Genomic DNA, 24813 nt, shown 5'->3' with positions numbered 1-24813 from the left:
CCTAAAATAAGTATCTTCCTTTCTTTTATTCTGTCTTTTAATGGGAATACCTGCTAAATCTTTTTCTTTTTCCAGGGTCTTAAAAAGGAAATGATAAAGATGAAAATGGTGACGGCAACTTGAAAATAGACGGCAATTTGTCTTGTTTCGTGATTTTGAATAAAGATGGGATTGCTTAATGCTGCTTCTTTTTGTGTTTCGAGCAACTCCATATTTTCGACCATCAGCTCGTCCACTACAAAAATCCCAACAATCGTTTGAATGATATACAGTACGAATTTCACGCCCACCCATTTATGCTTGAAAAATCCCCAATTGGTGAAGAAGCCGTATATGAAGCCGACCAGCAGGGTTCCGATCGCTCCCCATCTGACAATCTGGTCACTGATGGTGACGATGTTTTTGTAGCCAAGGTAGGCCTCGTCATATTGAGTGAAATCAATATGGAGATTTAACGCTACGGAGCTCAAAATCCCCCCAAAAAATAACACCACCAAAAAGACGTGCATTATTTTTAACCATCTCAAGCCCTTAGGCCCTATTTTTTTCATGTCCTATACCTCCAGGTTGCTTATTGATGCTTTTTATTATAAAAGGAGGGGGACAATCCTATAATGTTCCGCAGCCTTAAACATCAGTACGGCTGTGGTCTTATTTTAAGCTCCCATGCTTCCTACCGTATTGATTTGGATTTTGTTTTCGGGTAGTATGGTATTACTATTTTATGGAAGGGTGACTTGGGGCGATGATCAACTAATCCTGTTTGAGAATGAATTGGAATAGATCAATTTTTCTGGATAGGATTAGGCCTGCCCTTCTGAGAACTCAATGTTAAATATGAATATGCCGTGGTATGTTCTGTGTTCTTTTTGTGGTTGAAGTGCCTCTCTATCCAGTTTAGATTAGGGGGCTTTTTTATGTCGGAAATGACGCATGACCAAAAAGTGGGCATGGGTGCATTGTTTAAAAATCAGGTAATACGGACAATTTTGCTGTCGGTGCTGTTTCTGCAGATCGGAATCTGGGTCCGGAATTATTCAATCCTGTTATATGTGATTGAGAAGACGAACGAAAATCCGATTGCGGTTTCTTTGATATCTGTTGCCGAATTTGCGCCGATTTTTTTGTTTTCGTTTATAGGAGGAACGTTTGCGGATCGCTGGCGGCCGAAGAGGACGATGATCTGGTGTGATTTGTTAAGTGCAGTATCTGTTTTCGCGGTGCTGCTGACGTTGTTTTTTGGCAGTTGGAAAATGATTTTCTTCGCTACATTGGTTTCTTCTATCCTATCGCAATTTTCACAGCCGTCAGGAATGAAGCTGTTCAAGCAGCATGTTCCGATGGAGCTTGTCCAGATGGGGATGTCGATGTACCAGACAGTCTTCGCGCTCTTTATGATTCTTGGGCCGATTCTTGGGACTTTTGTCTATCAGCGCTTCGGGATTCTCGCATCTGTGGCCGTAATGGGAGTTGCCTTCATTTGCTCCGCAGCGGTCTTGCTGATGCTGCCTGCAGACAAGGAAGCATCTGAAGAAAAAACAAAAACAACTTTGATGGAAGAGATGAAGGCGGGATTCCGCTATGTATTGAACAGCAGGGCGTTGTCATTGCTGGGCGGATGTTTCGCCGCAGCCGGTCTCGCCATCGGATTAACACAGCCGCTTGGTGTATTCCTGATTACAGAAAGGCTGGGATTGCCTAAGGAAGAGCTGCAGTGGCTAATGGCTGCGTTTGGGGTGGGAATGATTCTGGGCGGAGGCATCACAGTTGCGATTTCAAGGAAGGTCCAGCCGCAGGTGCTGCTGGCGATCGGTATGGCTGCCAGTGCAATCGGGTTTATCGGGATGGGATTATCAACTGTATTCTGGCTGACATTGACGGCACAATTTTTCTCCGGATTGTTCATGCCATGCATTCACATCGGCATCAATACGATGATTTTACAAAACACGGAAGAAGCCTTTATTGGGCGGGTGAACGGTATCCTGAACCCAGTCTTCATGGGGGCGATGGTCATCACCATGTCAGCGGCAGGATGGCTGAAAACGCATCTTTCTATTGTTTACATTTATGAAACGGCAGCAGTTCTGCTCTTTATTGGCATTATGGTTCTGGTTCCTTTGATGAAAAAGAATCCGAAGGTAAGCCTGGAAGAGGGAGTATAAGGAAAGGAGGTCCTTTTTTAAGGGCCTCCTTTTCTTGTTAAGACAGATTCTCTTGTTAAAATAGATTCTCTTGTAAAGGCAGATTTTCTTGTTAAGACAGAATCTCTTGTTAAGACAAAATTCTCTTCTCTCCTTCAATCGCCTGGATCGGATCGATGTTCTGGGTGAACTCAAGGGTGCCGATGTACTGGTTGTCCTCGTCGCGAACGGCGAAGTAGCGGATGTAGACGAACTTGTCGCGGACCTTGATCCAGAAGTCTTCGGTATCCTTTATGCCTGATTTGAAGTCGCGCAGTAGGTCTTCGACGACATGGACGCTTCTTGGCGGGTGGCAGTTCTGGACGGTCCGGCCGATGACGGCTTTTGTGCGTGCGAAGATTCTTTCTTTTCCGTGTGAAAAATAGCGGACAACATCATCCTCGTCAATGAAGGTGATATCGACCGGAAGATGGTTCAGCAGCAACTCTAGCTGCTTCAGGGAAAGGATTCCCGTTTCCATTTTAATATAGCCTTCTGAAATTGCATCAGCGTCAAGAGGTTTCCGGGCAGGCTTCCATTCCTCTGTGGGAGCAGTCAGGCAATAGCCGATCTCATCGCTTTCCCGGGCGATTTTTACCCATTCATCTTCGGTAAAATTTTGCAGGGCCATCGGGAAGAGGATGTTTTCTTCTCTATAGATCATTTCGCTTACTTCCCTGAGGACAAACTGGACTTCTTCGATGACGGCTTTTTTATCGCCATCATAACTGGCCAGTTTTTGCTTTGCCAGCTTGATACCGTCACGGATGAAGTCGTCAATCCTCCACATATTCGTGGTCGGACCGTAAATTCCGTACTTTTCAAGGTAAGGGAAAATCAAGTTCTCTTTTCGGCTGTAATGCTTATCGATGTCATAGAGCAGATTGCAGTCTTCCAGTAAAAGATTGATATTTTCCGGGCTGTCATCTTCTGCGAATTGTTCTAGATGAACCTGAAGCCTGGTTTCCAAAAGTTGTTCAATCCCACGGTTTTCCAGTTCGAATGTGTGAACGGGATGTCCTGGCTGATGCTCCGGTCCATTCATGGAGTAGGGCTGTTCGATCGCCCCTTTAAACATTTCGGCATGGGCGGAATAGATCCGCTGCATTTCCGCCACTGACAAATCTCCTTCCGTCAGCTCAACATGCTCGAGTCCGGCAATTTCATCGATGGTTATTTTTCCGATAAAAGCATCAAAATGGGCTTTAACTTCATTCGCATTCTTCCCATCATGCAAATCTTTGAAAAGCTGCTTCAACATCACCTGGCGTTTTTCAGGATCCATCGCTTTCAGTTCACGGTTATTTATCATTTCACTCATGTTCAAGCTCCTCCTAGAGTGTGAATAGACTGCATTGATAATGTTTCTCATGATTAAAATAACACTTACTGAAAAATGAAGTTGTGATTAAAATCATCAATAACAGCTTTTTTCAGAGAAATTTTCCTGGGAGTGGATATGATATGATGAATGAAAGATGATTGGTGGGAAAATCAAAGGTTTAGCAATGAAATTTGTTAATGAAAGTTTTAAGGAAACGATGTTAGCTATTCTGAAGTAGGGCGTAACCATCAGCTTCCTTAAACAGTATTGGAAGACCACGGTTGAGGTTATTTTGGTTTAGGGAGGGCTATCGATGAACTTACACGAGAGATTTTATTATTTAAGATATTTTTTTGATGGATACTACAACCAGTCATATGATGATTTTTTAGAAGAGCGGTTTCATGATTTTCTGGATTTAGAAAATGATGAGTTTCATAGTAGGTTAAAAAAGGAAATATTGGATCTTGAACAGGTTTATTTAAAAAAAGATTTAGCAACCTGGCAAAAGATAGAGGAATTCATTCATGAGGATAGTCTAAGATATCTTCACTATAAAGATGGTCTGAAATTCATACAGACTGCAAAAAAGTGTTTGTTTTGAGGCTGATGAAAAAAGGAGTTTTCTTTCCACAGTACCATGAAAGAAAACTCCTTTAAATATTATGCCAGCTGCTGCTCGGCGAATTCTCTGTATAAGTCATGCGACTGGATCAGTTCCTGGTGTGTCCCCATTCCGGTCACTCGTCCTTTTTCAATAAAAACAATCTTGTCGGCATTGACGATGGTAGAAAGTCTGTGGGCGATGACGAATGTCGTCCGGCCTTCCATCAATCTGGTGAGTGCCTGTTGGACTATCCCTTCTGACTGGCTGTCGAGACTGGCGGTCGCTTCGTCCATCATCAGGATTTTCGGGTCGCGGAGGAACGCACGGGCAATCGCGATCCGCTGCCTTTGTCCCCCTGACAGTTTGATGCCCCGTTCGCCGACTTCGGTATCTAGACCTTTTGGGAAATCTGCGATGAACTGGTCGGCATACGCCATTTTTGCCACTTCCCACAAACGTTCATCGGAAATCTTTTCTCCATTTTCCAATCCGTAATATAGGTTTTCACGAATCGTTCCGGCCATCATCGCACTTTCCTGAGAGACATAGCCGATTTGGCTTCGCCACGAGTTCAGCGAGAGCTGCTGTATGTTCGTATCACCAATCCTGATTTCTCCACGGGTTGGTTCGTAAAACCGTTCAATCAGACCGAACATCGTTGTTTTTCCACCGCCGCTCGGTCCCACGAAGGCAACCATCTGCCCTGGCTGTGCTTCAAGCGAAACTCTCTCAATGACCGATTCCTCTTCACTATAAGCAAAAGAAACCTGTTCAACCGTAATAGGCTTATTGCTGATGTCCATCTCAACGCCTTCAGCATTTTCCTCAAGAGGCTGGTCCAGGATCTCAATGATCCGTTCAGTTGCCCCTTTCGCTTTTTGCAGCTGGGTGAAGAACATCGCAAATGAGGTGATTGGCATGATGATCTGGAACAAATAAAGCAGGAAGGCGATGAGCGCACCTGTCGACATCGTTCCGTTCACCACGCGCATACCTCCATAGGCGATGATGATGACGATCACGACCATGATCATCAGCTGCATGATCGGCCCGATCAAGGCGAAAATTCTTGCTTCCTTCAAGCCATAGTTGAATAGTTTGCCGATTCCGTTAACACCGTTCTCTTCTTCAATTTTTTCAGCAGTCGAAGCCTTCATCAACCGAATCTCCCCAAGTGTCTGGGTGATATGACCGGTGAAAACAGCGGTCTCATCCTGCAGTCCCCGGGCAATTTTGGCCATTTTCCTGCCAAGCGGGATCATGATGGCAAGCGTCAAAGGAACAGAAATGAGCATCAGCAACGTCATTTTCCAATCCATCACAAGCAAAAGCACGACAGCGCCAATGATGTAGATAATGCCCGTCGCAAAATTCGGGAAGTGGTTCGTTATCAGCTCCTTGACAATGCTGGTGTCATTGACAATTCGGCTGACCGTTTCACCGCTGGATTGCTTGTCAAAATAACGCACCGGCATCCGGATCAGCTTTGACCACATCCGTTCACGCAGGCGCGCCACCACTTTCTGCCCCACATAACTAAGCAGGTAAATCGAAATCCCGCTGATTAGCGCTTGTATGATAAAAGCAGCTCCAATGGCAAGGATGAGCGGAAGGCTGATTGCTTCCACAGAAAAACCATCCACAAGGTTCTTCGTCAGAAGCGGAACAACCAGGCCCGCCAGAGTCGTGATGACACTCGCCGCCATCCCTGTAAAAAGAGCTCCCTTTGGTATATCCGTTGATAGAATCAGTGATAAGAAGGGTTTTAAGCTTGATTGCTGTTTCTCCATTACTATTCTCCTATTCGTTCTGGTTGATTTCATCATAAACCACTTTCAGCACAGATGGAAATATGGGTGCATGGCATAAAAATGCATCCAAAACGCCCCTTTTTTAAACAAGCAATGAAGTCCATGCATATCATAAAGATGAACAATAGTTTGGAGGTGAATCATATGAGTAACGGTGTTCATGCTGCATGCAGCGTGTTCGATTTGTTTCTTGGAATCCTGGTAGGTGTAGGATTGATCCTGTTATCTTATTTTGGATTGGTTGCTGTTTTACTGGCTGCACTTGGCGCATTGGCTACTACAATTAATACCATTGTAGGTGTCATCGGGTTAATCGTGGTCATCCTGTTTGCCTACTGCCTCATTCGAATGTTATGGAGTTGTTGTTTCGGAAGATAGTGCAATGAGCAAAAATGAAGATTTCATATGAACAATCTCTTAATTGAGGTTGTTTAAGCGGCAGACAAACTCGGTGTTATCGGGATGTCTGCCGTTTTTTTGTCTTGGCGGATAAGAATGGGATAAACCGCCATTCGTTTGACCAGAAAGATACCCTTATGAGGAAGCGAACAGCGCTATAAGGTTGTCATTAAGGCAGAAAGATACCCTTATAAAGGAGGAAACAGCGCTATAAGGGTGTCATTAAGGCAGAAAGATACCCTTATAAAGGAGGAAACAGCGCTATAAGGGTGTCATTAAGTCAGAAAGATACCCTTATAAGTGAGGAAACAGCGCTATAAGGGTGTCATTAAGTCAGAAAGATACCCTTATGAGTGAGGAAACAGCGCTATAAGGGTGTCATTAAGTCAGAAAGATACCCTTATGAGGAAGGAAACATAGGCATAAGGGTGTCATTAATTCACCCCCTACGATGGCGGAATCAGTTGCAGTAAATTATAGAGCTTTTATCCCGGATAATTTCTAAAATCTGATTTTTTTTGAAACTTTTTACATATTAATCTCGTAAAAGGAAAACGAAAGGCTTAAAAAGAATGGGAGTGTATTGTATGGAACAAGAAGTGAAAAGCACATTGGAGAAACCGAGATTGATCAAAATGTTTTGGAGTCCTGGTGAGCAGTTTGACCGGATTCGTCAAAATCCTAGAATCTGGGTTCCGTTGATTATTGTGAGTATTGTGTATTCGATTGGCATGTATTTGATGACTTTATCGATGGATGCCTCATATCTGGGGCTGGAGGAAATGAGTGAAGAAGAGATCGCGATGGTTATGGCTTTTTCCAAGGTTTCGGTTGCGGTGACGGGAATTCTGACGCCGGTGTTCGTCGTGCTGATCTCGAGTGCGATTTACCTGATTTTTACCAAAATTGCCGGATCTGATGTGAAGTTCAAACAGCTGTTTTCCATGAACACCCATATCATGATCATTGGTGCTGTCGGACTTGTTCTGAATATGGCATTAAGAGCGGCGATTGGCGGAAATCCAGAAGTTTTCATTACGAGCCTTGCGGGTCTAGTGAACAGCGAAAAGGCTGGTGTACTTGGATCGATTGAGGTATTCTCCATCTGGCAGACCGTTTTAACAGCGATAGGTCTTCATCGCGTTGCGGGTCTGTCAAAAGGCTGGGCATGGGGCATCGCCATCGTGTTCTTCCTGATTGGCATCGGTTTCGCCATCCTTGGAGCGATGTTTTCCAATGTAATGGGTGTCTAAATGAATAAGAAAATCTGGATTGCCATTGGTGTCGCCAGCCTGGTTGTGCTGATGGCAGGGGTGAGCATTTACAGGCAGGCTTTTGCGAAGGGGCCAACGGTGACGGTGGAAAACCCGGCTATGGAAGAAATTGCGGATGAAATCATGATTCCGGGGACTGTGATTCTCGAAGAAGAACAGAAAATCCCCGCGTCCCCGGAAAAAGGCAAGCTGGCTGAGATTTTCGTAAAAGAAGGCGAAAAGGTCAAAAAAGGGAAAGTGCTGGCAAAGTATGATGCCAGTGCCTTGAACCTTGAGCTGGAGCGGGTGAAACTTCAGGCCGAATCAGGCTACCTGAGGATCAACCAGCTGGATAAAAAGATAAAAGATGTCCGGGAGAAAGAATCTGAGCTTAGCAAACAAATTGGGAAGAAGGCGGCCAAAGAACAGACCGAGGCTGAAATCGACCAGCTTGATTCAGAAAAAAGGCTGGCGAATATCGACCTCAGGCAGGTGCTGCTTCAACAGAAGGATGCAGAATCGCGTTTACAAGATTTAGAGGTTAAAAGTTCAATAGATGGCGTGGTCCTTCAGGTGAATGAAGAGAATACGGCGGATCCCGCTGCAGCAGTGAAACCGGTCATCCATATCGGGAATCTGGAGACAAAAGGTGCCTCGGGTTATTTATCTGAGTTTGACAGCATGAAGGTAAAAGAAGGGCAGAAGGTCGTGCTCCGTTCCGATGTGCTGCCAGATCAGGAATGGAAGGGTGTGGTCGATGATGTGGCCATTTTTCCAGAAGAGTCCCAGCCGGCAGTCATGGGTGAGAATACCGCCGCACAATATCCACTCAGGGTAAAAGTCAAAGGCATGGAGTTGAATCCGGGCTTCCAGCTGATCATGGAGGTCGAGACTGAGCGGAAAAAGGCACTAACCGTTCCGGCGGAAGCAGTACTGACTGACAAGGATACCGCCTATGTTTTTCTTTTAAAAGAAGGGAAAAGCCACAAGCAGGAAATAGAGACAGGAATCGCTTTCGGCAGCAAAATGGAAGTCGTCAGCGGTTTGAGCGAGGAAGACCAGGTCATTGTCAATCCATCCGACGAGCTGAAGGATGGATTGGAAGTGGAAGTGGAAGTAAAATGATCGAACTGAAACAGATTACAAAATCGTTTGAAGTCGGCAGGGAAACGATTGACGTTTTAAAAGGGATCGATTTAAATATCGAGTCGGGAGAATGTGTGGCTATCATGGGGCCCTCAGGTTCGGGCAAATCGACCTTGATGAACATCATCGGCTGCCTTGATAAACCGACTGCCGGCGAATATGAGCTTGCCGGTGAAAATGTCTCGCGCTATTTGGATACAGAGCTCGCGAAGGTAAGGAACCAATCAATCGGGTTCGTGTTCCAGCAGTTCCATCTCCTTCCGAGGCTGACGGCAGTGCAGAATGTCGAGCTCCCGATGATTTACAGCGGCATTTCGAAAAAGGAGCGGCTGGAAAGGGCGAGGGCTGCGCTCGAGAAAGTTGGTCTTGGCGACCGGATGGATCATCTTCCGAATGCCCTGTCCGGCGGGCAAAAGCAGCGTGTTGCGATTGCCCGGGCGATTGTGAATGAACCGAAGATAATCCTCGCTGATGAACCAACTGGCGCGCTTGATTCGAAAACGAGCGAGACGATCATGGAGCTGTTCACCGGCTTGAATGAGGAAGGCTCGACGATCGTCCTGGTCACGCACGAATCGGAAGTCGCGGAATATGCGCAGCGGGTCATCATGGTCAGGGATGGGCTGATTGTATCTTCCACACCAGCCGGAAGGGGAGTGCGGTCATGAACATGATGGAGAATCTGCGGATGGCTCTCGGATCGCTGAAGGCGCATAAGATGAGATCGATTTTAACGATGATCGGTATCATCATCGGTGTCGGGGCGGTCATCATCGTCGTTGCCATCGGCCAGGGCGGGGAAGCGATGCTGAAAACGCAGCTGACCGGACCGGGCAACACAATTGAACTTTTTTACCAGCCATCTGACGAAGAAATCCAGGCCAACCCGAATATTTTCAGCGAAGCTCCTTTTGAACAGGAGGATATCCGGGCGCTGGAAAAAATACCGGAGATCAAGCAGGTGGTAGCGTCTAGCTCTCAGCTTTCCAAGGCCTCATTTGCGCAAGAAACAGTGGACGCCTCGACAACAGGAGTGAGTGCAGCCTTTTTTGAAATGAACGATATCAAGACGGAAAAAGGCAGGAGCTTCACATCAGCTGATTTTCTCGGCGGCAGAAGGGTCGGGATTGTCAGTTATTCGATGCAGGAGGAATTGTTCGGAGGCGAATCACCGATTGGCAAGGTGATTCGAATCGGTGTCCAGCCGATTGAAATCGTCGGCGTGCTTGAGAAGCCGTCTGGCCTGTTCGCGTTCGGGGCAATGCAAGTATACGTACCCGCAAAAACATGGCAGGTCATCTACGGCAAAAGCGATTTTAACCAGGTCACCCTTCAGGCAGCGTCAGCTGATGAACTCCAGATCGCCGGGAAAAAGGCGGCCGACCTTTTGAACAAGATGCATGACACCGAGGATTCGTATATGGTCATCAACATGGAGGAGATGGCTGAAGGAATCGGCAAAATTACCAAGGTGATGACACTGATCATTGGCAGCATCGCCGGGATTTCCCTATTTGTCGGCGGAATCGGCGTCATGAATATCATGCTCGTCTCGGTCACCGAGCGAACACGGGAAATCGGCATCCGCAAGGCACTCGGCGCAACCAGGTCTCAGATCATGACCCAGTTCCTGATTGAATCCGTCACGCTGACGCTGATCGGCGGCGTACTGGGCATCCTGCTCGGCTGGGGTTCCGCATCCTTGATTTCCTATTTTGCCGGCTGGCCATCGCTTGTGTCATGGCAAGTCGTGACCGGCGCCATGCTGTTCTCGATGATCATCGGCGTCGTCTTCGGACTGCTGCCGGCCAATAAAGCATCAAGACTCGATCCGATTGATTCTTTGAGATATGAGTAGACATCGGGCGGTAAATGGCAGCGGGTGCCTGAAAAGGTTCTCGCTGCATTTTTAACTGGAAAAAAGGCCGGGAAATTTCCAATTCGCTATAAAAATTAGAAAATCGCTATAAAAAAGAATTTTTCGCTATATAAATCAGAAAATCGCTATAAAAAAGAATTTTTCGCTATAAAAATCAAAAAACTCGCTATAAAAGAGTAAAGTCAACTGCTATTACTTGTTTCCGGACCGCAAAAAATAAGGATGTGGGCGTTATGACGTGTCATTATTTCATCGCAACGATGAAACCAATAGAAGTATTCCACAAGGAGGGCAATGATTTCCCATTTTTAAGCGGGGAGGCCTATAAAAAGGAACTTCCGCTTTCTCTTCCTTATGTGTATGAATTCGGAGGGGAAGACATGGAGTTTCTGGATTTTCTCGATGGCTTCATGGAGTATGGCGATGTGGTCGAGCACTATATTTATGAAGAAGGAAAATGGGGAAGGGCATTGTCTTCCAACCATCCAGAAGAGGCCAAGACCATCAATCTCTATCAAAAAACTTATAAGGATCAATATGGAGAATATCAGCTGAATGAGAAGTCTTGGAAGGAAGAGCTTGCCAGAAAGACGATTGCTTCAAAGCGGAGTATCACAACATTTGTGAAATATTAGCCATCCGGAAGGAGAAGAGTGTTTTTATCCTCTTACACGATTTTCACTTTCTGAAAAGCAGGGCTTTTTTCTCGAATTGCGGGAAACTGTCTGTGGTTGGAAAGAATCAGAAAGACATCCCAGCGGGGCTGTTGTTGGAAAAGGAGCAATTTCCGCTCTTCCGGAAAAAGAAATAGGTTCAAAATTTAATAAAGGTCCATGAAAAAGCCCTTGATTAAAGGGCTTTTTTTGCAGGTGAATCCAAATTGTAAACAAATACCAGTGTAACCATAGTCAGGGAGTGTCGATATATATACAAGGACATGTATATACTGCTGATTTTAAAAGGGACGGTGATTTTCATGCAGCCAGATATAAATAGCAGCTCTCTTTTTGATGTCTATCAATCATTATTCAATTTTAATCATGATGCTTGCTATGCTCTTGATACAGATGGGAATTTCATTTTATTCAATGAGACGGCCGTAGAGGTCACCGGATACCCGCTGGATAAAGCACTGGGAATGAACTTCGTTTCGATTGTCCACGAGGATTTTCTGGAGGAGACAATCGGGCATTTTAATCGTGTGATCAATGGTGAGCGGGAGCGTTTTGAAACGGTTATTATAAAAAGAGATTCTGGGGAACATGTGAATTTGCTGCTTACGGTGGTGCCAATCAAGGTTGGTGAAGAGATCCTCGGTGTGGTGGGATGTGCCCAGGATATTTCGAAAAATAAAAGGCTTGAGGACATGTTGAGCGGGAAGAACCGCATCCTGAAAATGATGGCAAAAGGAGCCTCTTTTCAGGAAGTGCTCGATGAGATTGTTTTTTTTATCGAGAGCTTCACGCACGGTGCGCCTTGTTCGATCCTCCTTGCCGACGAGGAGGGGAAACGGCTGATGCACGGCTCGTCTCCCAATTTGCCGCCAGCATATAACAAAGCCGTCGATGGAATCCCAATTGGCGAAAATGTTGGCTCCTGCGGAAGGGCTGCCTATATAAAGGAATCCGTGGTGGTCACCGATATAGAGACCAATCCCTTATGGAAGGACTATCGCGACCTTGCACTTTCCTATAATTTAAAAGCCTGCTGGTCCTCTCCGGTTTTTGACGATGACCATAAGGTAATTGGCACGTTTGGCCTTTATTATTGCCGAGCGAGTTCCCCTCGGGAAAGTGAAAGGGAGATTATTGAGAAAGCGACGAATCTCACCAGTCTGGTCATCCAGCATTATCATGCCAAAAAGAAGATTGATTTTATGGCCTATCATGACGCCCTCACGAATCTGCCTAATCGCCGCTTTTTTGATGAAAAGGCCAAGAAGGCGATTGGCGGGACAAAGGTGGAGGATGGAGAAAAGCTATGCCTGATGTTCCTCGATCTGGATCGCTTCAAGTTTGTGAATGATTCGCTTGGTCATTCGATAGGTGACCGGCTGCTGGTTGAAGTCTCTGATAAATTTAAGCAGATTCTTAGTGAAGGTGCTTTGTTCTCAAGACAGGGGGGAGATGAGTTCACCATTTTACTGGAACATACAACGAAAGAAAAAGCTCAAGACATCGCCCGTGACATCCTGAAAACTTTAGAGGAGCCTATTGTGATAGACGGCACGGATATTTTTATCTCAACAAGTATCGGCATGAGTTTTTATCCAGAAGATGGCGAGGACGTGGAGATGCTGCTCCGAAAAGCAGATGTCGCCATGTACCAGGCAAAGAAGCAAGGGCGCAATAACTTCCAGGCATATGACGTGATGCTGGATGCTAGAGCATATGAGGAAATGCAAATCGAAAACGAGTTGCGAAAAGCGATTGAGCGGGATGAGTTTGTCCTGCATTATCAGCCGATTGTGAACTTGTGCAGACATGAGATCAAAGGAGCGGAGGCCCTTATTCGCTGGGAAAATGAAAGGATTGGCATGGTGCCGCCAGACCAGTTCATTCCGATTGCCGAAGAAACGGGTCTAATCATTCCGATTGGTGAGTGGGTGCTGAAAACGGCCTTGCTGCAGCTGAAAGATTGGCATGCGAATGGAATGAAGGGTCTAACCATCTCGGTTAACTTGTCCATCCGGCAATTTTACCAGCCAAACCTAATTTCAATGATCAGGGAAGCCCTGGAGCTTGCTGGAGTCGAGCCGCATTTCCTCACGATTGAAATTACGGAAAGCATGACGATGGACGTGGAAAAAGCGAGCGTCATCTTGCAAGAGTTGAAGAAGCTTGGAGTCAGTATTTCGATTGACGATTTCGGGACAGGCTACAGCTCGTTAAGCTACCTGAAAAGATTTCCGATCGACCACCTGAAAATTGACCGCTGCTTCGTCAGGGATATTGCGGAAAATAAAAGCGATGAAAACATTGCCACCACCATTATCTTGATGGCACATAATCTTGGCCTATCCGTCATCGCTGAAGGTGTGGAAACAGAAAACCAGCTGAGTCTGCTCAAACAGCATCGATGCAATGAAGCACAAGGGTATCATTTCAGCAGGCCGGTGCCGGCTGAAGAGTTTACCCTAATAAAAGTTCCTTCTTTGTAGGTAAGAGCGAACCCGAGTATAAAACGCCAAGTTTTATACTCGGGTTTTTTGTCGTCATAGATGAAATATAAAGACAAAGGTATCGGGACGTCATCATAGAATATATTATAAAAAGCAAATCGGCAAAGGCAGCTGATAGTATACTGAGGTGTTGATTCTGAAAAAGAAACACTTGATAACCGGAGGCATTTTATTCTTTATGCTGGTAGCGAGCTTGATTTATTTGAAAGCCAATCCACCATTATCAGCAAATGGTATTAGTTTTTATGAAAAGGATGATACGAAAAGAGTCGTAGAACTAGTAAACTCTGGATTTGCAGATATTAAACTTAAAGAAGTGCTGATTAATGGAAATAAGCCTGAAAGTGTTGAGCTGTGGGCAAGCACAACAAATCATATGGTAGCTGGCGGAGGCCTGGATGACGACCCCTTCATCACTTTTTACAAAATCAATGAAATCGAAATCCAGCCTAAGTTATCACAGGAAGAACAAAACAAATTATACGAAATGGAGGACCGGGAAGTTATTAAGCACTATGGGTTACGTGTTTTTGGAAATGAAGCACCTGAAAAAATAAACATAACATACAACTATTTATTGATCCCTTATTCCTTAGAGGTAGATGTAATGGAATAAAGCTCTGGGCAAGTCTTGAGTTTTTTTGTGGCAAAAACTGAAACACCTGGAACCAATCCCCGTCTAATTTTACAAGGGGGATGAAAAAAGATGAAAAAATGGTGGTTTCTGGGTGGTTTAGTACTTCTATCAATTGTAGTGGTGACTTTTTATTCACTGTCCCAGTTCAAAGTGGTGAATGCATGGGAAGAGGAGCATGTAGTGCTGCCGAACAAAGTATGGCAGCTGCAATTTTCCGATAAGATTTCTGAAAAGAGTCTCGACTCGGACTTGATTTATATCACAAATGATCAAGGTGAAAAACTCGACACGAAACTTGAACTTGGGGACGACCGGACATCCATCTACATCCATCCGCCGGAAAACGGATATGACCCCAAAGCAAAGGAATACACTGTTCATATAAAAAATGAAATCAAATCTGCGCTGGGCCGGGAGCTGAATTCTGCGCAATCGTGGAAGTTTGTTGTAAAAGAAACGCTTCCCACTGTTGGCACGCAGGAGAATCTGGCGAGTTATTTTGAAAAAATCCTTGATGAAGAAAAGAAGGAACGAGGCTGGTTTGGCGGAGTGAAGGATTCCTTCACGGCTGGTGAAGATAAAGCATCAGAGGAATCAGTGGCTGCGGATAAATCGGGAGGCGGCGGTGAGGTATCCGAAACGAATGTCCAGGTCCAGGGCGTTGATGAAGCGGATATCATCAAGACCGATGGGAAGAGCATTTTTCAGGCTGAATATGATAAAGTGCGAATCATCCAGGCGGTACCCGGCGCACAGATGAAGGTTTTATCGACGATCCGTTATGGTCAGAACTTTTCACCGTTCCAGTTGTTCCTGCAGGATGATCAGCTGGTGGTCATTGGCCATCAGTACAATGAGATCCACAAGTCCTATGAGGATGCCGCCAAGGATTCGCTGATTGCCCCGATGATGCAGACAACGGCAATCATTGTCTATGATGTGAAAAATCCTGCTGACCCGAAACAGGTCCGTGAAGTTAAGGTAGAAGGTTCGTATGTTTCGGCAAGGAAGGTGGAGAATCTTGTCTATCTTGTCACTCAGCATTATCCCGATTACTGGCTGCTGAAGGAGAACCGGAAGATCGACATCAGGCCGAAGTTCACCGATACAGTGTTGGGGTCAGAGGAAAAAACAGTCACTTATGACGATATTCACTATTTCCCGGAATCGCGTCAGCCGAACTATACCATGATTGCGGCGCTTGATCTTGATCAGCCGAAAAGAGAAGTCGCCATGACGACCTACTTGGGCAGCGGCAACCAACTTTATATGTCAAAAGAAAACCTGTACCTGGCGGTTGAGAATTACGGCGATATGGATTTCAAAGAGCGCGGTGTCCTTGCGCCTGACACTGATGTCCATAAGTTTGCGATCAAAGGTATGGAGGTCAAATACCACAGCTCCGCCACCGTACCGGGAACCGTGCTGAATCAGTTCTCGATGGATGAGCATAACGGTTATTTCCGTGTCGTGACGACGAAAGGGTATGCGTGGGATGAGAAGCGGCCATCCTCCAACCAGCTCTATATTCTCGATAAAAACTTGAAGGAAACCGGGAAGATCGATGAACTGGCCCGAGGCGAGAGAATCTATTCCGCCCGGTTCATGGGTGACCGCATTTATATGGTTACGTTTAAAGAAACAGATCCGCTGTTCGTGTTCGACGCAAGCGACCCGGCCAATCCGAAAGTGCTGGGCGAATTGAAAATCCCTGGCTTCAGTAATTACCTGCATCCATATGATGAAAACCATATCATCGGATTTGGCCAGGATACGAAAATCATCGCTGAAAAAGGCTCCACGCAGCCGCGAATCCTGACCGATGGCGTCAAGATATCGCTATTCGATGTCAGCGATATGACCAATCCGAAAGAGAAATTCACTGAAGTGATTGGCGGGCGGGGCACCTACTCCCCGTTGAATCATGACCATAAAGCCCTGCTGTTCAATAAAGACAAAGACATCTTTGCCTTCCCAATCTCCGTTTACCAGAACAGCGACAAGAACGAATACGAGCAAATCTTTGAATATCAGGGAGCGTATGTTTATAGTATTGATCCTGCGGACGGGTTTAAGCTGAAGTCCAAAGTAACCCATATTAACGGCGACATGCCGTATTACGAAGACTGGGAGCACCAGATCCAGCGACTGCTCTATATCGGGGATACACTGTACGCCGTGTCAGCCGAGAAAATTACAAGTCATAAAATCGGCAGCTATGAAAAATTGGGGGAACTGGAGTTTTAATAAGCAAGCTAAACCAATTCGGTTTGAAAAAAGGCTCTTCTTGCACCTTGTGCAGAAGAGCCTTTCTTGCATCCAACGAAACCGCGTCTTTCTAGCATCCACACATAAGCATCTGTCTTGCATCAAACGCAGAAGAGCCTTTCAAACTTCTAATCCCCCAAGCCAGCTGAATTCTGCAGCACTATCCTCCAGCCATCCGGGTCGGCAATCGTCACACCTGCATTTTTCCAATACGGGTTTTCCGGCTCGACTTCCGGATAGCCCATCTCATGCAGCCGCTGGGCGATTCCGTCCCGGGCCTCTTTGTCGGGAATGTAGAAGACTAATAGATTGTCTTCAGTTGGCGCAGGGCAAGGGCTGCCGCTTTCATGCTGAGTGAATTCCAGGTGGTAGTTCAAATCCGGCAGGCCCAGCATTACGCCATCGTAACCATCATGGTTCTTAAACCCGCCAACAACTTCAAGGCCCAGCCCATCCTGGTAAAATTCCACTACTGTTTCTAATTGATCCGTTGGCCTGGCGATACGGAATTGTACAGATGGCATTTTATTTGACCAGATTTTTTTCAATGCAAACACCTCATTTGAGTTTGTTAGATTTATTTTACAACGATGGAAGCTAAAGAGATTCAGAGAGAAGCAGGAATTTTACTCAGACTTTAGTTGTAGAAATACTAAAAAGGCCAGCCCCTTCAATAGGGCTGGCCACAATTTTTTAAACAAATAGGCTAAGCAAGAGGACGAATCCAAGTCCAGCGATGGAAATGATTGATTCAAGCAATGTCCAGGTTGCGAAAGTTTCTTTCATGCTCAGGCCGAAGTATTCTTTGAACATCCAGAAGCCAGCGTCGTTGACGTGTGACGCGATCAAGCTTCCTGCTCCGGTTGCAAGTACAACAAGGGCAAGGTTAACATCGCTTGTTCCAAGCATTGGAATAACGAGTCCAGCAGTAGTCAAAGCAGCAACAGTTGCAGAACCAAGAGCGATACGCAGGATGGCTGCGATGATCCAGGCAAGCAGGATCGGTGATAGTGAAGTGCCGTTGAAAAGCTCAGCTACATAGTCACCAACACCGCCCGTGATCAATACTTGCTTAAAGGCACCGCCTCCGCCGACGATCAACAGCATCATGCCGATATGTGAGATGGCTGTTGCGCAAGAGTCCATAACCGTCTTGATTGGAATGTTACGCGCGATTCCCATTGAATAAATCGCGAAAAGTAGAGATAGCGTCATAGAAGTACCAGCGTCACCGATGAATCGGATTGCAGCTAGGAAACTATTATCCTCAAAGCCCATTGTTTTTTGAAGCAAGGTAATGATTGTTGCAATAGACATTAAAATAACAGGTAGCAATGCTGTGAAAACACTGATGCCGAAGCCAGGTGTTTCTTCAAGTTTGAAGGTCTTTTGTTCGCCTAATGAAGCAATGCTTCCTGTTTTTGTGAATGATTCAGGGACAAGCTTTTTAGCAAGTTTCGTGAAAACAGGTCCTGCAAGAATAACAGTTGGAATAGCAATGATAAAACCGTAAAGTAATACTTCACCAATGTTTGCGCCAAACTCACCAGCGATAACAGTTGGACCAGGGTGAGGAGGCAGGAAGCCGTGTGTGACAGATAAAGCAGCCGTCATCGGAATACCAAGATACAGAATTGAAACCTTTAATTCTCTTGAAATCGCAAAAACGATTGGAATCAATAGGACTAAACCTACTTCGAAGAACAGGGCAATACCGATAATGAATGAAGCCACAACAACAGCCCATTGGATGTTCTTTTCACCAAATCGGTTTACAAGCGTCATTGCAATTCGCTGTGCGCCGCCCGAATCAGCGATTAATTTACCAAGCATCGCACCAAGACCGAAGACCAGTGCCAGGTGGCCAAGCGTTCCGCCCAAACCAGCTTCAATAGTTTTAACAACCTCTTCCAATGGAATACCAAGTGCTAAGGCAACACCGAATGAAACAATAATCAAAGAGACAAAAGTATTTAATTTAAGACCCATGATCAACAATAGTAATGCTAAGATACCAATTGCTACAATAACCAATGGCATTGTAATTTCCCCCTAAGATGTCTGTATTTCCGCATTTAACGGTTTGTAAAATAAAGCGCTAACAATTTTGTGCGGGGATCAGATGACCCCTTATTTAATAAAGCTTCTTGGGATAAAAGTTCCCTTATTTAATTAAGCTTCTTTGATAGTTTGCAATTCTTGAATAATCTTGTTCCAGTGCTCGTGATAAGCTGATGAAAATCGGTACAAGCTGCCTGTATTCCTTTGCTGTCTCTTCAACTGGAGTATGTTTGTGAGTGCTGCCAATCATCTCGGAAGCGACTTCAAAGGAATCGATTTTTCCAGTGGCATAAAGCCCGAGGATGCAGGCGCCAAGGCATGAGCTTTCATAGCTTTCAGGCACGACCACCTCAAGGTCGAATATGTCGGACATCATCTGGCGCCAAACATCTGACCTTGCAAAACCGCCGGTAGCCTGGATTCTTGTAACCGGGCTTTCCATCGCTTCAGTGAGCGCTAAAAACACGGTATATAGGTTGAAAATAACCCCTTCTAATGCTGCACGGATCATGTGCTCTTTTTTATGAGACATCGTCAGTCCGAAGAACGATCCGCGGACATCAGGATTCCATAATGGAGCCCGTTCGCCGGCGAGGTATGGGTGGAACAGCAATCCTTCTGATCCAGGCCTTACACGCTCCGCGATTTTCGTTAACACATTGTAAGGGTCGATTCCGAGGCGTTTTGCCGTCTCGACTTCGGATGCTGCTAATTCATCCCTGATCCAGCGAAGGACCATCCCGCCATTATTGACAGGGCCGCCGATGACCCAGTGGTTTTCGGTGAGTGCGTAACAGAAAATCCGGCCTTTTTCATCGGTTTGCGGCTGGTCGATGATCGTGCGGATTGCACCGCTCGTCCCAATCGTGACCGCGATTTCACCTTTGCCAATCGCATTCACGCCGAGGTTGGAAAGGACACCATCACTCGCGCCGATGACGAAAGGAGTTTGCGGATCAATTCCGAGTTGCTTCGCAATTTCAGGATTGATACCCGTGAAAACTTTTGTGGTAGGTACAAGCTCGGATAATTGGTTTTTGCTGATTCCCGCAAGTTGAAGGGCCTCTTCATCCCAGTCAAGCTTTTTAAGATTCATCATTCCCATCGCCGATGCAAGCGAGTGATCCACCACATATTGGTCAAAGAACTTTTTAAAAATGAATTCCTTGATGCCGATGTATTTTTTCGCTTTAACGGCAATTTCGGGACGGTCGTTCACGATCCAGGTAATCTTGCTTAATGGCGACATCGGATGGATCGGTGTTCCTGTGCGCTTGTAAATTTCATGCCCATTCAGCTCTGCTTTGATTTTGTGCGCCCATGCTTCACTGCGGTTATCCGCCCAGGTGATGCACGGTGTCAGCGGCTCATCATTATCATCAATCGCGATGACACTATGCATTGCGCTGCTGAAGGAAATGAACGCCAGCTTTTTTTGCTGATGGTGCTTCATGATTTTTGTGATGGCAGTCAGGACCGCCATATAAATTTCTTCAGGATCTTGCTCAGCTGTTGAAATATCCGGCGTATAAAGAGGGTAGCCAATGTTCTCCTGCTGGATGACTTCACCTTTTTCACTGAATAAAACAGCCTTGGTGCTAGTGGTGCCGATATCGACTCCCAGCATGTACTCAGTCATTTTTTTCAACTCCCTTGGAAAGCGTTTGCTGCGATATCCAAAGGTCTTCAACTTTACCTTGAACATCATCAAAATTTTGGTGTAAGGATTTAATCATCAGTTCGCGATTCTTCGTTTTGATGGCTTCAATATAAAGCTCATGATTCTCGATAATCCGGTCGAAGTCTTCATACTTTTCTGCGATCCTTGCACGCATCGATAAAAGAATGAACGCTTCCATTACCGGTTTCGTGTTATCCCAGATCATTCTGATATAGGAATGGTTGATGGCCCTTATGATCGTTTCATGGAAGAGCACATCCTGGAGGCTGAACTCGTCTGCATCCTTGTACTTGATGGCAATTTTCATCATTTCGAGAATTTTGCTTAACTCGGTGACCAGGTTTGATGTATCTATTTTCATAAGACGTTCAAAAACAAATGATTCAATCAATAAGCGGACGTCGTAAATCTCTTCAACATCCTTTTCAGTCAAGCCAATGACCACAGCGCCCATTCTTTCCAGGCGAATCAAGTTTTCCGCTGCGAGGATTTTCAGCGCTTCACGAATGGGTGAGCGGCTGACCCCAAAGTCCGCAGCCAATTTGTTTTCCGAAAGGGTGGCACCGCTTTCAATCATTCCCGAAATAATCTGCATCCGCAGCTCACTCGCAACACGATCACCGGTCGACGCCTTCGAAAGCCATTTTTGAGGATAAAGAAATTCATTGTTTTCGGTCATTTCCTCACCTTCCTGGTTAATCAAGTATACTTGTATACAAGTATTATAAAACGAATTTAAAATATTGCAAGCGTTTTCTATTATGATTATTTTGCCAGATTGGGTTGGTTTCATTCTTTATAGGAGATTTGGTTTAACGCATTTACTGTAGTTTTTAAAAATAACGATCACATAAATAAAGTGAAGGTGGCTATAAAAAAGGAGCAGCACAAATCATCGTCGCATAAAAGTACTTAATGAGCGGATAAAACAGGAGTGAAGAAGATTATCGTTACATTAAAGGGAATAATGAGCGGATAAAACAGGGGGTGACGAAAATTATCGTTACATTAAAGAGAATAATGTGCGGATAAAACAGGAGTGAAGAAGATTATCGTTACAATAAAGAGAACAATGAGCGGATAAAACGAGAGTGACGAAGATTATCGGCACATTAAAAGGAATAATGAGCGGATAAAACAGGGGTGACGAAAATTATCGTCACAATAAAAGGAATAATGTGCGGATAAAACAGGGGTGACGAAGATTATCGTTACATTAAAGGGAATAATGTGCGGATAAAACGTGAGTGACGAAAATTATCGTCACAATAAAAGGAATAATGAGCGGATAAAACGGGAGTGACGAAGATTATCGTCACAATAAAGAGAATAATGTGCGGATAAAATAGTAGTAACGAAGATTATCGTCACATTAAAAAGAGCCCGAAAGAGTTGTAGCAATCTTTCGAGCTCTAAATGATCATTCATAATGAGTAGAAATCCACTCACCTTTAACTGAGAGGTATTTCTGCAAGACCCTTCTTATGGCTCTCTTAGGCAGGGTACCATCCCCCCATTCAAAAATGGCTGTTGTGGTTATTTTTTGGTCGGGAAAGAGGATCTTATAACTTTTGACAGTTTGCAACACCAAAGCATCAACATTAATCCTGGACCCGCAATTACTGCAAATAATCCTTTGACGATCAAAACTCTCCAAAAACCCCCCACACTCCTCACAAATAACCCCTTTCCTCAACCTATCAAATTCATAACCCGGCACTCTGGTAAACGGAGATTTCTTGATATGCAATGACATTAGTGCCTCCGCCAGTTTGGTATGTTTGTTTGTTAGTTTTGATGAGGTTCTGTTCATCCTATCCATAAAGCGGTTCAATTGGGTTGGCAAAACAATGGGTGACTTCAGTGGTGCTTGCAGAAGGGTGAATTCCGGGTTGATGAACACGAGGTGTGGTTCGAGAGGGATGTAGAATCCGAGATTCTTCAGCAGTTGTTTCAGCAGGGATTCGGCGCGGCTTAGCTGGTGGAGGGGATTTTTGGTTTCGGCACCAGCGGCGGTTTTAAATTTGTCTCCATCCAAATAATAATCGCCTTCTAAATTCTTCACCTCAAAAAGGTGAATCCGGTCCTGGGTGATCACGAGGGAATCGATTTGAAAGAGGGTGCCATTCACTTCCAGTAAAAGGTCGTTGATAATTAAACTCTCCACTCGGTAGTTCGTGAACCAGTGGTCAAATTGCACTTCTCCTTCATAGCCTTTCTCCATTGTAAAAAGGTTCGTCAAAACTTTCTCTTCCAGCTCCATTCGGGGCTTTAATGCCAGTAAAATTTCCAACTCTTCTGGTTTGGTCCGTTCTTTTAGTATCATAGTCCACTTCCTTTCTCCCTTCATTTTAAAAGAATCCAAAGTAAAAATCAGTGAACATTCTGGGGCATTTATGGTACTATTAAGCTAATTTTATATGATCTTATCAGATCGGTGAGGTAGAGGAGCAGACAACATTAGTAGGCCATCGGAGTATGACATCAATGATGGTGGCTGGAAGGGTTGTTTGCCGAAGCGTGGCCAGGGTCAGACTGGTTACTGCTGGGATGCTTTCTGAACAAGGAGCAGACTGTCATGCTTGAATTGGCGCATGGAGAACTACTGATCGAAATGGGAGATAACGTGTATTGTAAAAGCAATGACCGATTATTTCTGTCGTTGCTTTTTATAGACAAGAACTTTTCCTCCATTCCTTCTATTAAACTCCACTCCCGGGCATGTGCCTCTCCTGGCTTTTCATTTTACGAAAAAGGAGAGAATCATCTTGAGAACCATCTACAAAAATGGAACCATCTATACATTCAATTCACTAAACCCAATTGTACAAGCTGTGGTCATTGAAAATGGCCGCTTCATTGATATGGGATCATCCGCGGATATGGTGCTCCAATGGGGCAGCCAGGCACAGATCATCGACCTTGAAGGGAAAACAGCCACTCCTGGTCTGATCGATAGCCATCTTCACTTATCGATCATGGCGGATAGTTTTATCAATCTCGATTTTGTCGGAATCACTTCAAGGCATGAAATGCTGGCAAAAATAAAGCAGAAGGCTGATCAGCTTGAGCCAGGTGAATGGATTGTCGGCTCAAGCTGGGATGAGAACCTTTTTACCGACGGAAGGATTCCGACCATCAAGGAGCTGGATTATGCCGCGCCGGCCAACCCGTTATTTTTAACAAGAACTTGCCTGCATGCGACGCTGGTCAACAGCAAGGCGCTGGAAGTGAGCGGCTATCATCCGGGCATGAGTGTTCCGGAGGGCGGCACGATTGTACTGGACGAACTTACGAAGCAGCCGACTGGATTGTTCCTGGAGTCAGCGGCCAATCTTGTTAGGCAGTATATTCCCGAGCGCTCCTATGACGACTGGAAAAAAGCGATGCGCCAGACGATGCAATTTGCGATCAGTAAGGGGCTGACAAGTGTTCATACGAATGATCCGCTATATCTCGGCGGGCTTGAAAAAACGTGGAATCTTTTCAATGAGCTGTTAAATGGGGAGCAGCTTGGCCTCCGAAGCAATCTGCTGATCAATCATGAGTTTTTACCAAACTTAAAAGAAGCGGGAATGTACACAGGTTACGGCAATGATACGCTGCAAATAGGCGCGGTGAAGATTTTTGCAGATGGAGCGTTTGGCCGTAGAACTGCGCTCCTGTCGGAACCATATAGCGATGCGCCGGGACATTACGGCGATGCGATGTATGACCAGGAACAGCTATATGAAATCGTAAAAGGGGCGCGTGATCTGGACATGCCGATTGCCGTCCATACAATTGGAGACCAGGCCTTGGAGAATATCCTGGATGTGCTCGATCGGTTCCCGGCTGCGGCCTATCGTGACCGTTTGATTCACGCTCAGGTTTTAAGGGAGGAGCTGATTCCACGCCTCAAGTCACATAGCAGGATTGCTGATATTCAGCCGCGTTTCCTTGCGAGTGACTTCCCATGGGTCCAGGAACGACTTGGCGAAAAGCGGATCAAGCTTTCCTACGCGTGGAAAACGTTGATGGAGGCTGGCGTGATTTGTGCTGGCGGCTCGGATGCGCCAGTAGAACCGGTCGATCCGATTCTCGGAATCCATGCGGCAGTGACACGCAAAAAGCCGGGTGAAACGCATGAGGGGTATGTGCCGGAACAGAAGCTGTCCATGGTGGATGCCTTCCGCCTGTTCACCGAACTCGGAGCCTATCCGACGAATGAAGAGACAGTCAAAGGCACGATTGCCCGCGGAAAATTTGCGGATATGACTGTGTATTCAGCAAACCCATTTGAAATGGCCGACCCAGACGAATTATTATCCATGAACATCGACATGACCATCATCGGCGGGGAAATCAAGTATCGCAGTCTCTCATAAACATAAGAACGGTACT

20 protein-coding genes and 1 riboswitch are annotated in these 24813 nt (G+C 45.5%); of the genes, 12 read left to right on the top strand and 8 right to left on the bottom strand.

Features of this window, described 5'->3' with window-relative positions; translation table 11 throughout:
* Nucleotides 1-53: 53 nt before the first annotated feature.
* Nucleotides 54-551 carry a DUF2269 family protein gene (locus tag J7E38_RS16745; protein WP_214705088.1) on the bottom strand — a complete coding sequence of 166 codons (498 nt, stop codon included), beginning with the start codon at nt 549-551 and terminating at the stop codon, nt 54-56.
* A gap of 366 nt (nt 552-917) precedes the next feature.
* Here J7E38_RS16745 and J7E38_RS16740 point away from each other — a divergent pair, with 366 nt between their 5' ends.
* Nucleotides 918-2165 (top strand): MFS transporter, encoded by a 1248-nt coding sequence (locus J7E38_RS16740; protein ID WP_214705089.1) that lies wholly within the window; start codon nt 918-920, stop codon nt 2163-2165.
* 109 nt (nt 2166-2274) lie between these two features.
* On the opposite strand, the gene J7E38_RS16735 is transcribed toward J7E38_RS16740, so the two are convergent.
* Nucleotides 2275-3504 carry a DUF438 domain-containing protein gene (locus J7E38_RS16735; RefSeq protein ID WP_214705090.1) on the bottom strand — a complete coding sequence of 410 codons (1230 nt, stop codon included), beginning with the start codon at nt 3502-3504 and terminating at the stop codon, nt 2275-2277.
* Nucleotides 3505-3820: 316 nt separating this feature from the next.
* On the opposite strand from J7E38_RS16735, the gene J7E38_RS16730 reads away from it, so the two are divergent.
* The gene (locus J7E38_RS16730) at nt 3821-4111 is read left to right on the top strand and encodes a hypothetical protein (RefSeq protein WP_214705091.1); all 291 of its coding nucleotides are present in this window, start codon (nt 3821-3823) and stop codon (nt 4109-4111) included.
* A 59-nt stretch (nt 4112-4170) separates the two neighbouring features.
* On the opposite strand, the gene J7E38_RS16725 is transcribed toward J7E38_RS16730, so the two are convergent.
* Nucleotides 4171-5904 (bottom strand): ABC transporter ATP-binding protein, encoded by a 1734-nt coding sequence (locus tag J7E38_RS16725; protein ID WP_214705092.1) that lies wholly within the window; start codon nt 5902-5904, stop codon nt 4171-4173.
* 165 nt (nt 5905-6069) lie between these two features.
* On the opposite strand from J7E38_RS16725, the gene J7E38_RS16720 reads away from it, so the two are divergent.
* The 9 genes from J7E38_RS16720 (at nt 6070) to J7E38_RS16680 (ending at nt 16667) form a co-directional block, all read left to right on the top strand.
* Nucleotides 6070-6303, top strand: coding sequence for a hypothetical protein (locus J7E38_RS16720; RefSeq protein WP_214705093.1), 234 nt, complete (start codon nt 6070-6072; stop codon nt 6301-6303).
* A 608-nt stretch (nt 6304-6911) separates the two neighbouring features.
* Nucleotides 6912-7577, top strand: coding sequence for a YknW family membrane protein (gene yknW, locus J7E38_RS16715; RefSeq protein ID WP_214705094.1), 666 nt, complete (start codon nt 6912-6914; stop codon nt 7575-7577).
* Complete coding sequence (locus J7E38_RS16710) at nt 7578-8702, top strand: efflux RND transporter periplasmic adaptor subunit (protein ID WP_214705095.1); 1125 nt, start codon at nt 7578-7580, stop codon at nt 8700-8702.
* Nucleotides 8699-9391, top strand: coding sequence for an ABC transporter ATP-binding protein (locus tag J7E38_RS16705; protein ID WP_214705096.1), 693 nt, complete (start codon nt 8699-8701; stop codon nt 9389-9391). Before J7E38_RS16710 ends, J7E38_RS16705 begins: the two co-directional genes overlap by 4 nt.
* On the top strand, nt 9388-10581 hold the full coding sequence (locus J7E38_RS16700) for an ABC transporter permease (protein ID WP_214705097.1): 1194 nt from the start codon (nt 9388-9390) through the stop codon (nt 10579-10581). The genes J7E38_RS16705 and J7E38_RS16700 overlap by 4 nt, the downstream gene beginning before the upstream one ends.
* 254 nt (nt 10582-10835) lie before the next feature.
* Nucleotides 10836-11237 carry a hypothetical protein gene (locus J7E38_RS16695; protein WP_214705098.1) on the top strand — a complete coding sequence of 134 codons (402 nt, stop codon included), beginning with the start codon at nt 10836-10838 and terminating at the stop codon, nt 11235-11237.
* 341 nt (nt 11238-11578) lie between these two features.
* Entirely contained in the window at nt 11579-13762 is a 2184-nt protein-coding gene (locus J7E38_RS16690) for a bifunctional diguanylate cyclase/phosphodiesterase (RefSeq protein WP_214705099.1), read from the top strand.
* 199 nt (nt 13763-13961) lie between these two features.
* Entirely contained in the window at nt 13962-14399 is a 438-nt protein-coding gene (locus tag J7E38_RS16685) for a hypothetical protein (protein WP_214705100.1), read from the top strand.
* Nucleotides 14400-14489: 90 nt separating this feature from the next.
* A complete protein-coding gene (locus J7E38_RS16680; RefSeq protein WP_214705101.1) occupies nt 14490-16667 on the top strand; it encodes a beta-propeller domain-containing protein in 2178 nt (725 codons plus the stop codon).
* Nucleotides 16668-16816: 149 nt separating this feature from the next.
* Here J7E38_RS16680 and J7E38_RS16675 read toward each other — a convergent pair whose 3' ends face one another.
* The 5 genes from J7E38_RS16675 to J7E38_RS16655 form a co-directional block, all read right to left on the bottom strand.
* The gene (locus tag J7E38_RS16675; RefSeq protein ID WP_215038743.1) at nt 16817-17212 is read right to left on the bottom strand and encodes a VOC family protein; all 396 of its coding nucleotides are present in this window, start codon (nt 17210-17212) and stop codon (nt 16817-16819) included.
* Between the two features lie 169 nt (nt 17213-17381).
* Nucleotides 17382-18728 (bottom strand): GntP family permease, encoded by a 1347-nt coding sequence (locus J7E38_RS16670; protein WP_214705103.1) that lies wholly within the window; start codon nt 18726-18728, stop codon nt 17382-17384.
* 124 nt (nt 18729-18852) lie between these two features.
* Nucleotides 18853-20388, bottom strand: a complete 1536-nt coding sequence (gntK, locus tag J7E38_RS16665) for a gluconokinase (protein ID WP_214705104.1) — start codon at nt 20386-20388, stop codon at nt 18853-18855.
* On the bottom strand, nt 20381-21109 hold the full coding sequence (locus J7E38_RS16660) for a GntR family transcriptional regulator (RefSeq protein ID WP_214705105.1): 729 nt from the start codon (nt 21107-21109) through the stop codon (nt 20381-20383). Before J7E38_RS16660 ends, gntK begins: the two co-directional genes overlap by 8 nt.
* 741 nt (nt 21110-21850) lie before the next feature.
* Entirely contained in the window at nt 21851-22756 is a 906-nt protein-coding gene (locus J7E38_RS16655; RefSeq protein WP_214705106.1) for a nuclease-related domain-containing protein, read from the bottom strand.
* A 109-nt stretch (nt 22757-22865) separates the two neighbouring features.
* Nucleotides 22866-23043: riboswitch (Lysine riboswitch) on the top strand.
* 152 nt (nt 23044-23195) lie between these two features.
* On the opposite strand from J7E38_RS16655, the gene J7E38_RS16650 reads away from it, so the two are divergent.
* Nucleotides 23196-24797: an amidohydrolase gene (locus tag J7E38_RS16650; protein WP_215038741.1), complete on the top strand. Its 1602-nt coding sequence runs from the start codon at nt 23196-23198 to the stop codon at nt 24795-24797.
* The last annotated feature ends 16 nt before the right edge of the window (nt 24798-24813 follow it).

Origin of the sequence: Bacillus sp. ISL-35 (assembly GCF_018613355.1) — a bacterium.
GTDB lineage: Bacteria > Bacillota > Bacilli > Bacillales > Cytobacillaceae > Mesobacillus.
The sequence above is the reverse complement of the archived record's forward strand: the minus strand, read 5'-3'. Positions and strand labels throughout refer to the sequence as shown.

Excerpts from the sequence above, each read along its gene's own strand:
- J7E38_RS16745 (WP_214705088.1), bottom strand. The coding sequence starts at position 551 with ATGAAAAAAATAGGGCCTAAGGGCTTGAGATGGTTAAAAATAATGCAC.
- J7E38_RS16740 (WP_214705089.1), top strand. The coding sequence starts at position 918 with ATGTCGGAAATGACGCATGACCAAAAAGTGGGCATGGGTGCATTGTTT.
- J7E38_RS16735 (WP_214705090.1), bottom strand. The coding sequence starts at position 3,504 with ATGAGTGAAATGATAAATAACCGTGAACTGAAAGCGATGGATCCTGAA.
- J7E38_RS16730 (WP_214705091.1), top strand. The coding sequence starts at position 3,821 with ATGAACTTACACGAGAGATTTTATTATTTAAGATATTTTTTTGATGGA.
- J7E38_RS16725 (WP_214705092.1), bottom strand. The coding sequence starts at position 5,904 with ATGGAGAAACAGCAATCAAGCTTAAAACCCTTCTTATCACTGATTCTA.
- J7E38_RS16720 (WP_214705093.1), top strand. The coding sequence starts at position 6,070 with ATGAGTAACGGTGTTCATGCTGCATGCAGCGTGTTCGATTTGTTTCTT.
- yknW (WP_214705094.1), top strand. The coding sequence starts at position 6,912 with ATGGAACAAGAAGTGAAAAGCACATTGGAGAAACCGAGATTGATCAAA.
- J7E38_RS16710 (WP_214705095.1), top strand. The coding sequence starts at position 7,578 with ATGAATAAGAAAATCTGGATTGCCATTGGTGTCGCCAGCCTGGTTGTG.
- J7E38_RS16705 (WP_214705096.1), top strand. The coding sequence starts at position 8,699 with ATGATCGAACTGAAACAGATTACAAAATCGTTTGAAGTCGGCAGGGAA.
- J7E38_RS16700 (WP_214705097.1), top strand. The coding sequence starts at position 9,388 with ATGAACATGATGGAGAATCTGCGGATGGCTCTCGGATCGCTGAAGGCG.
- J7E38_RS16695 (WP_214705098.1), top strand. The coding sequence starts at position 10,836 with ATGACGTGTCATTATTTCATCGCAACGATGAAACCAATAGAAGTATTC.
- J7E38_RS16690 (WP_214705099.1), top strand. The coding sequence starts at position 11,579 with ATGCAGCCAGATATAAATAGCAGCTCTCTTTTTGATGTCTATCAATCA.
- J7E38_RS16685 (WP_214705100.1), top strand. The coding sequence starts at position 13,962 with ATGCTGGTAGCGAGCTTGATTTATTTGAAAGCCAATCCACCATTATCA.
- J7E38_RS16680 (WP_214705101.1), top strand. The coding sequence starts at position 14,490 with ATGAAAAAATGGTGGTTTCTGGGTGGTTTAGTACTTCTATCAATTGTA.
- J7E38_RS16675 (WP_215038743.1), bottom strand. The coding sequence starts at position 17,212 with ATGCCATCTGTACAATTCCGTATCGCCAGGCCAACGGATCAATTAGAA.
- J7E38_RS16670 (WP_214705103.1), bottom strand. The coding sequence starts at position 18,728 with ATGCCATTGGTTATTGTAGCAATTGGTATCTTAGCATTACTATTGTTG.
- gntK (WP_214705104.1), bottom strand. The coding sequence starts at position 20,388 with ATGACTGAGTACATGCTGGGAGTCGATATCGGCACCACTAGCACCAAG.
- J7E38_RS16660 (WP_214705105.1), bottom strand. The coding sequence starts at position 21,109 with ATGACCGAAAACAATGAATTTCTTTATCCTCAAAAATGGCTTTCGAAG.
- J7E38_RS16655 (WP_214705106.1), bottom strand. The coding sequence starts at position 22,756 with ATGATACTAAAAGAACGGACCAAACCAGAAGAGTTGGAAATTTTACTG.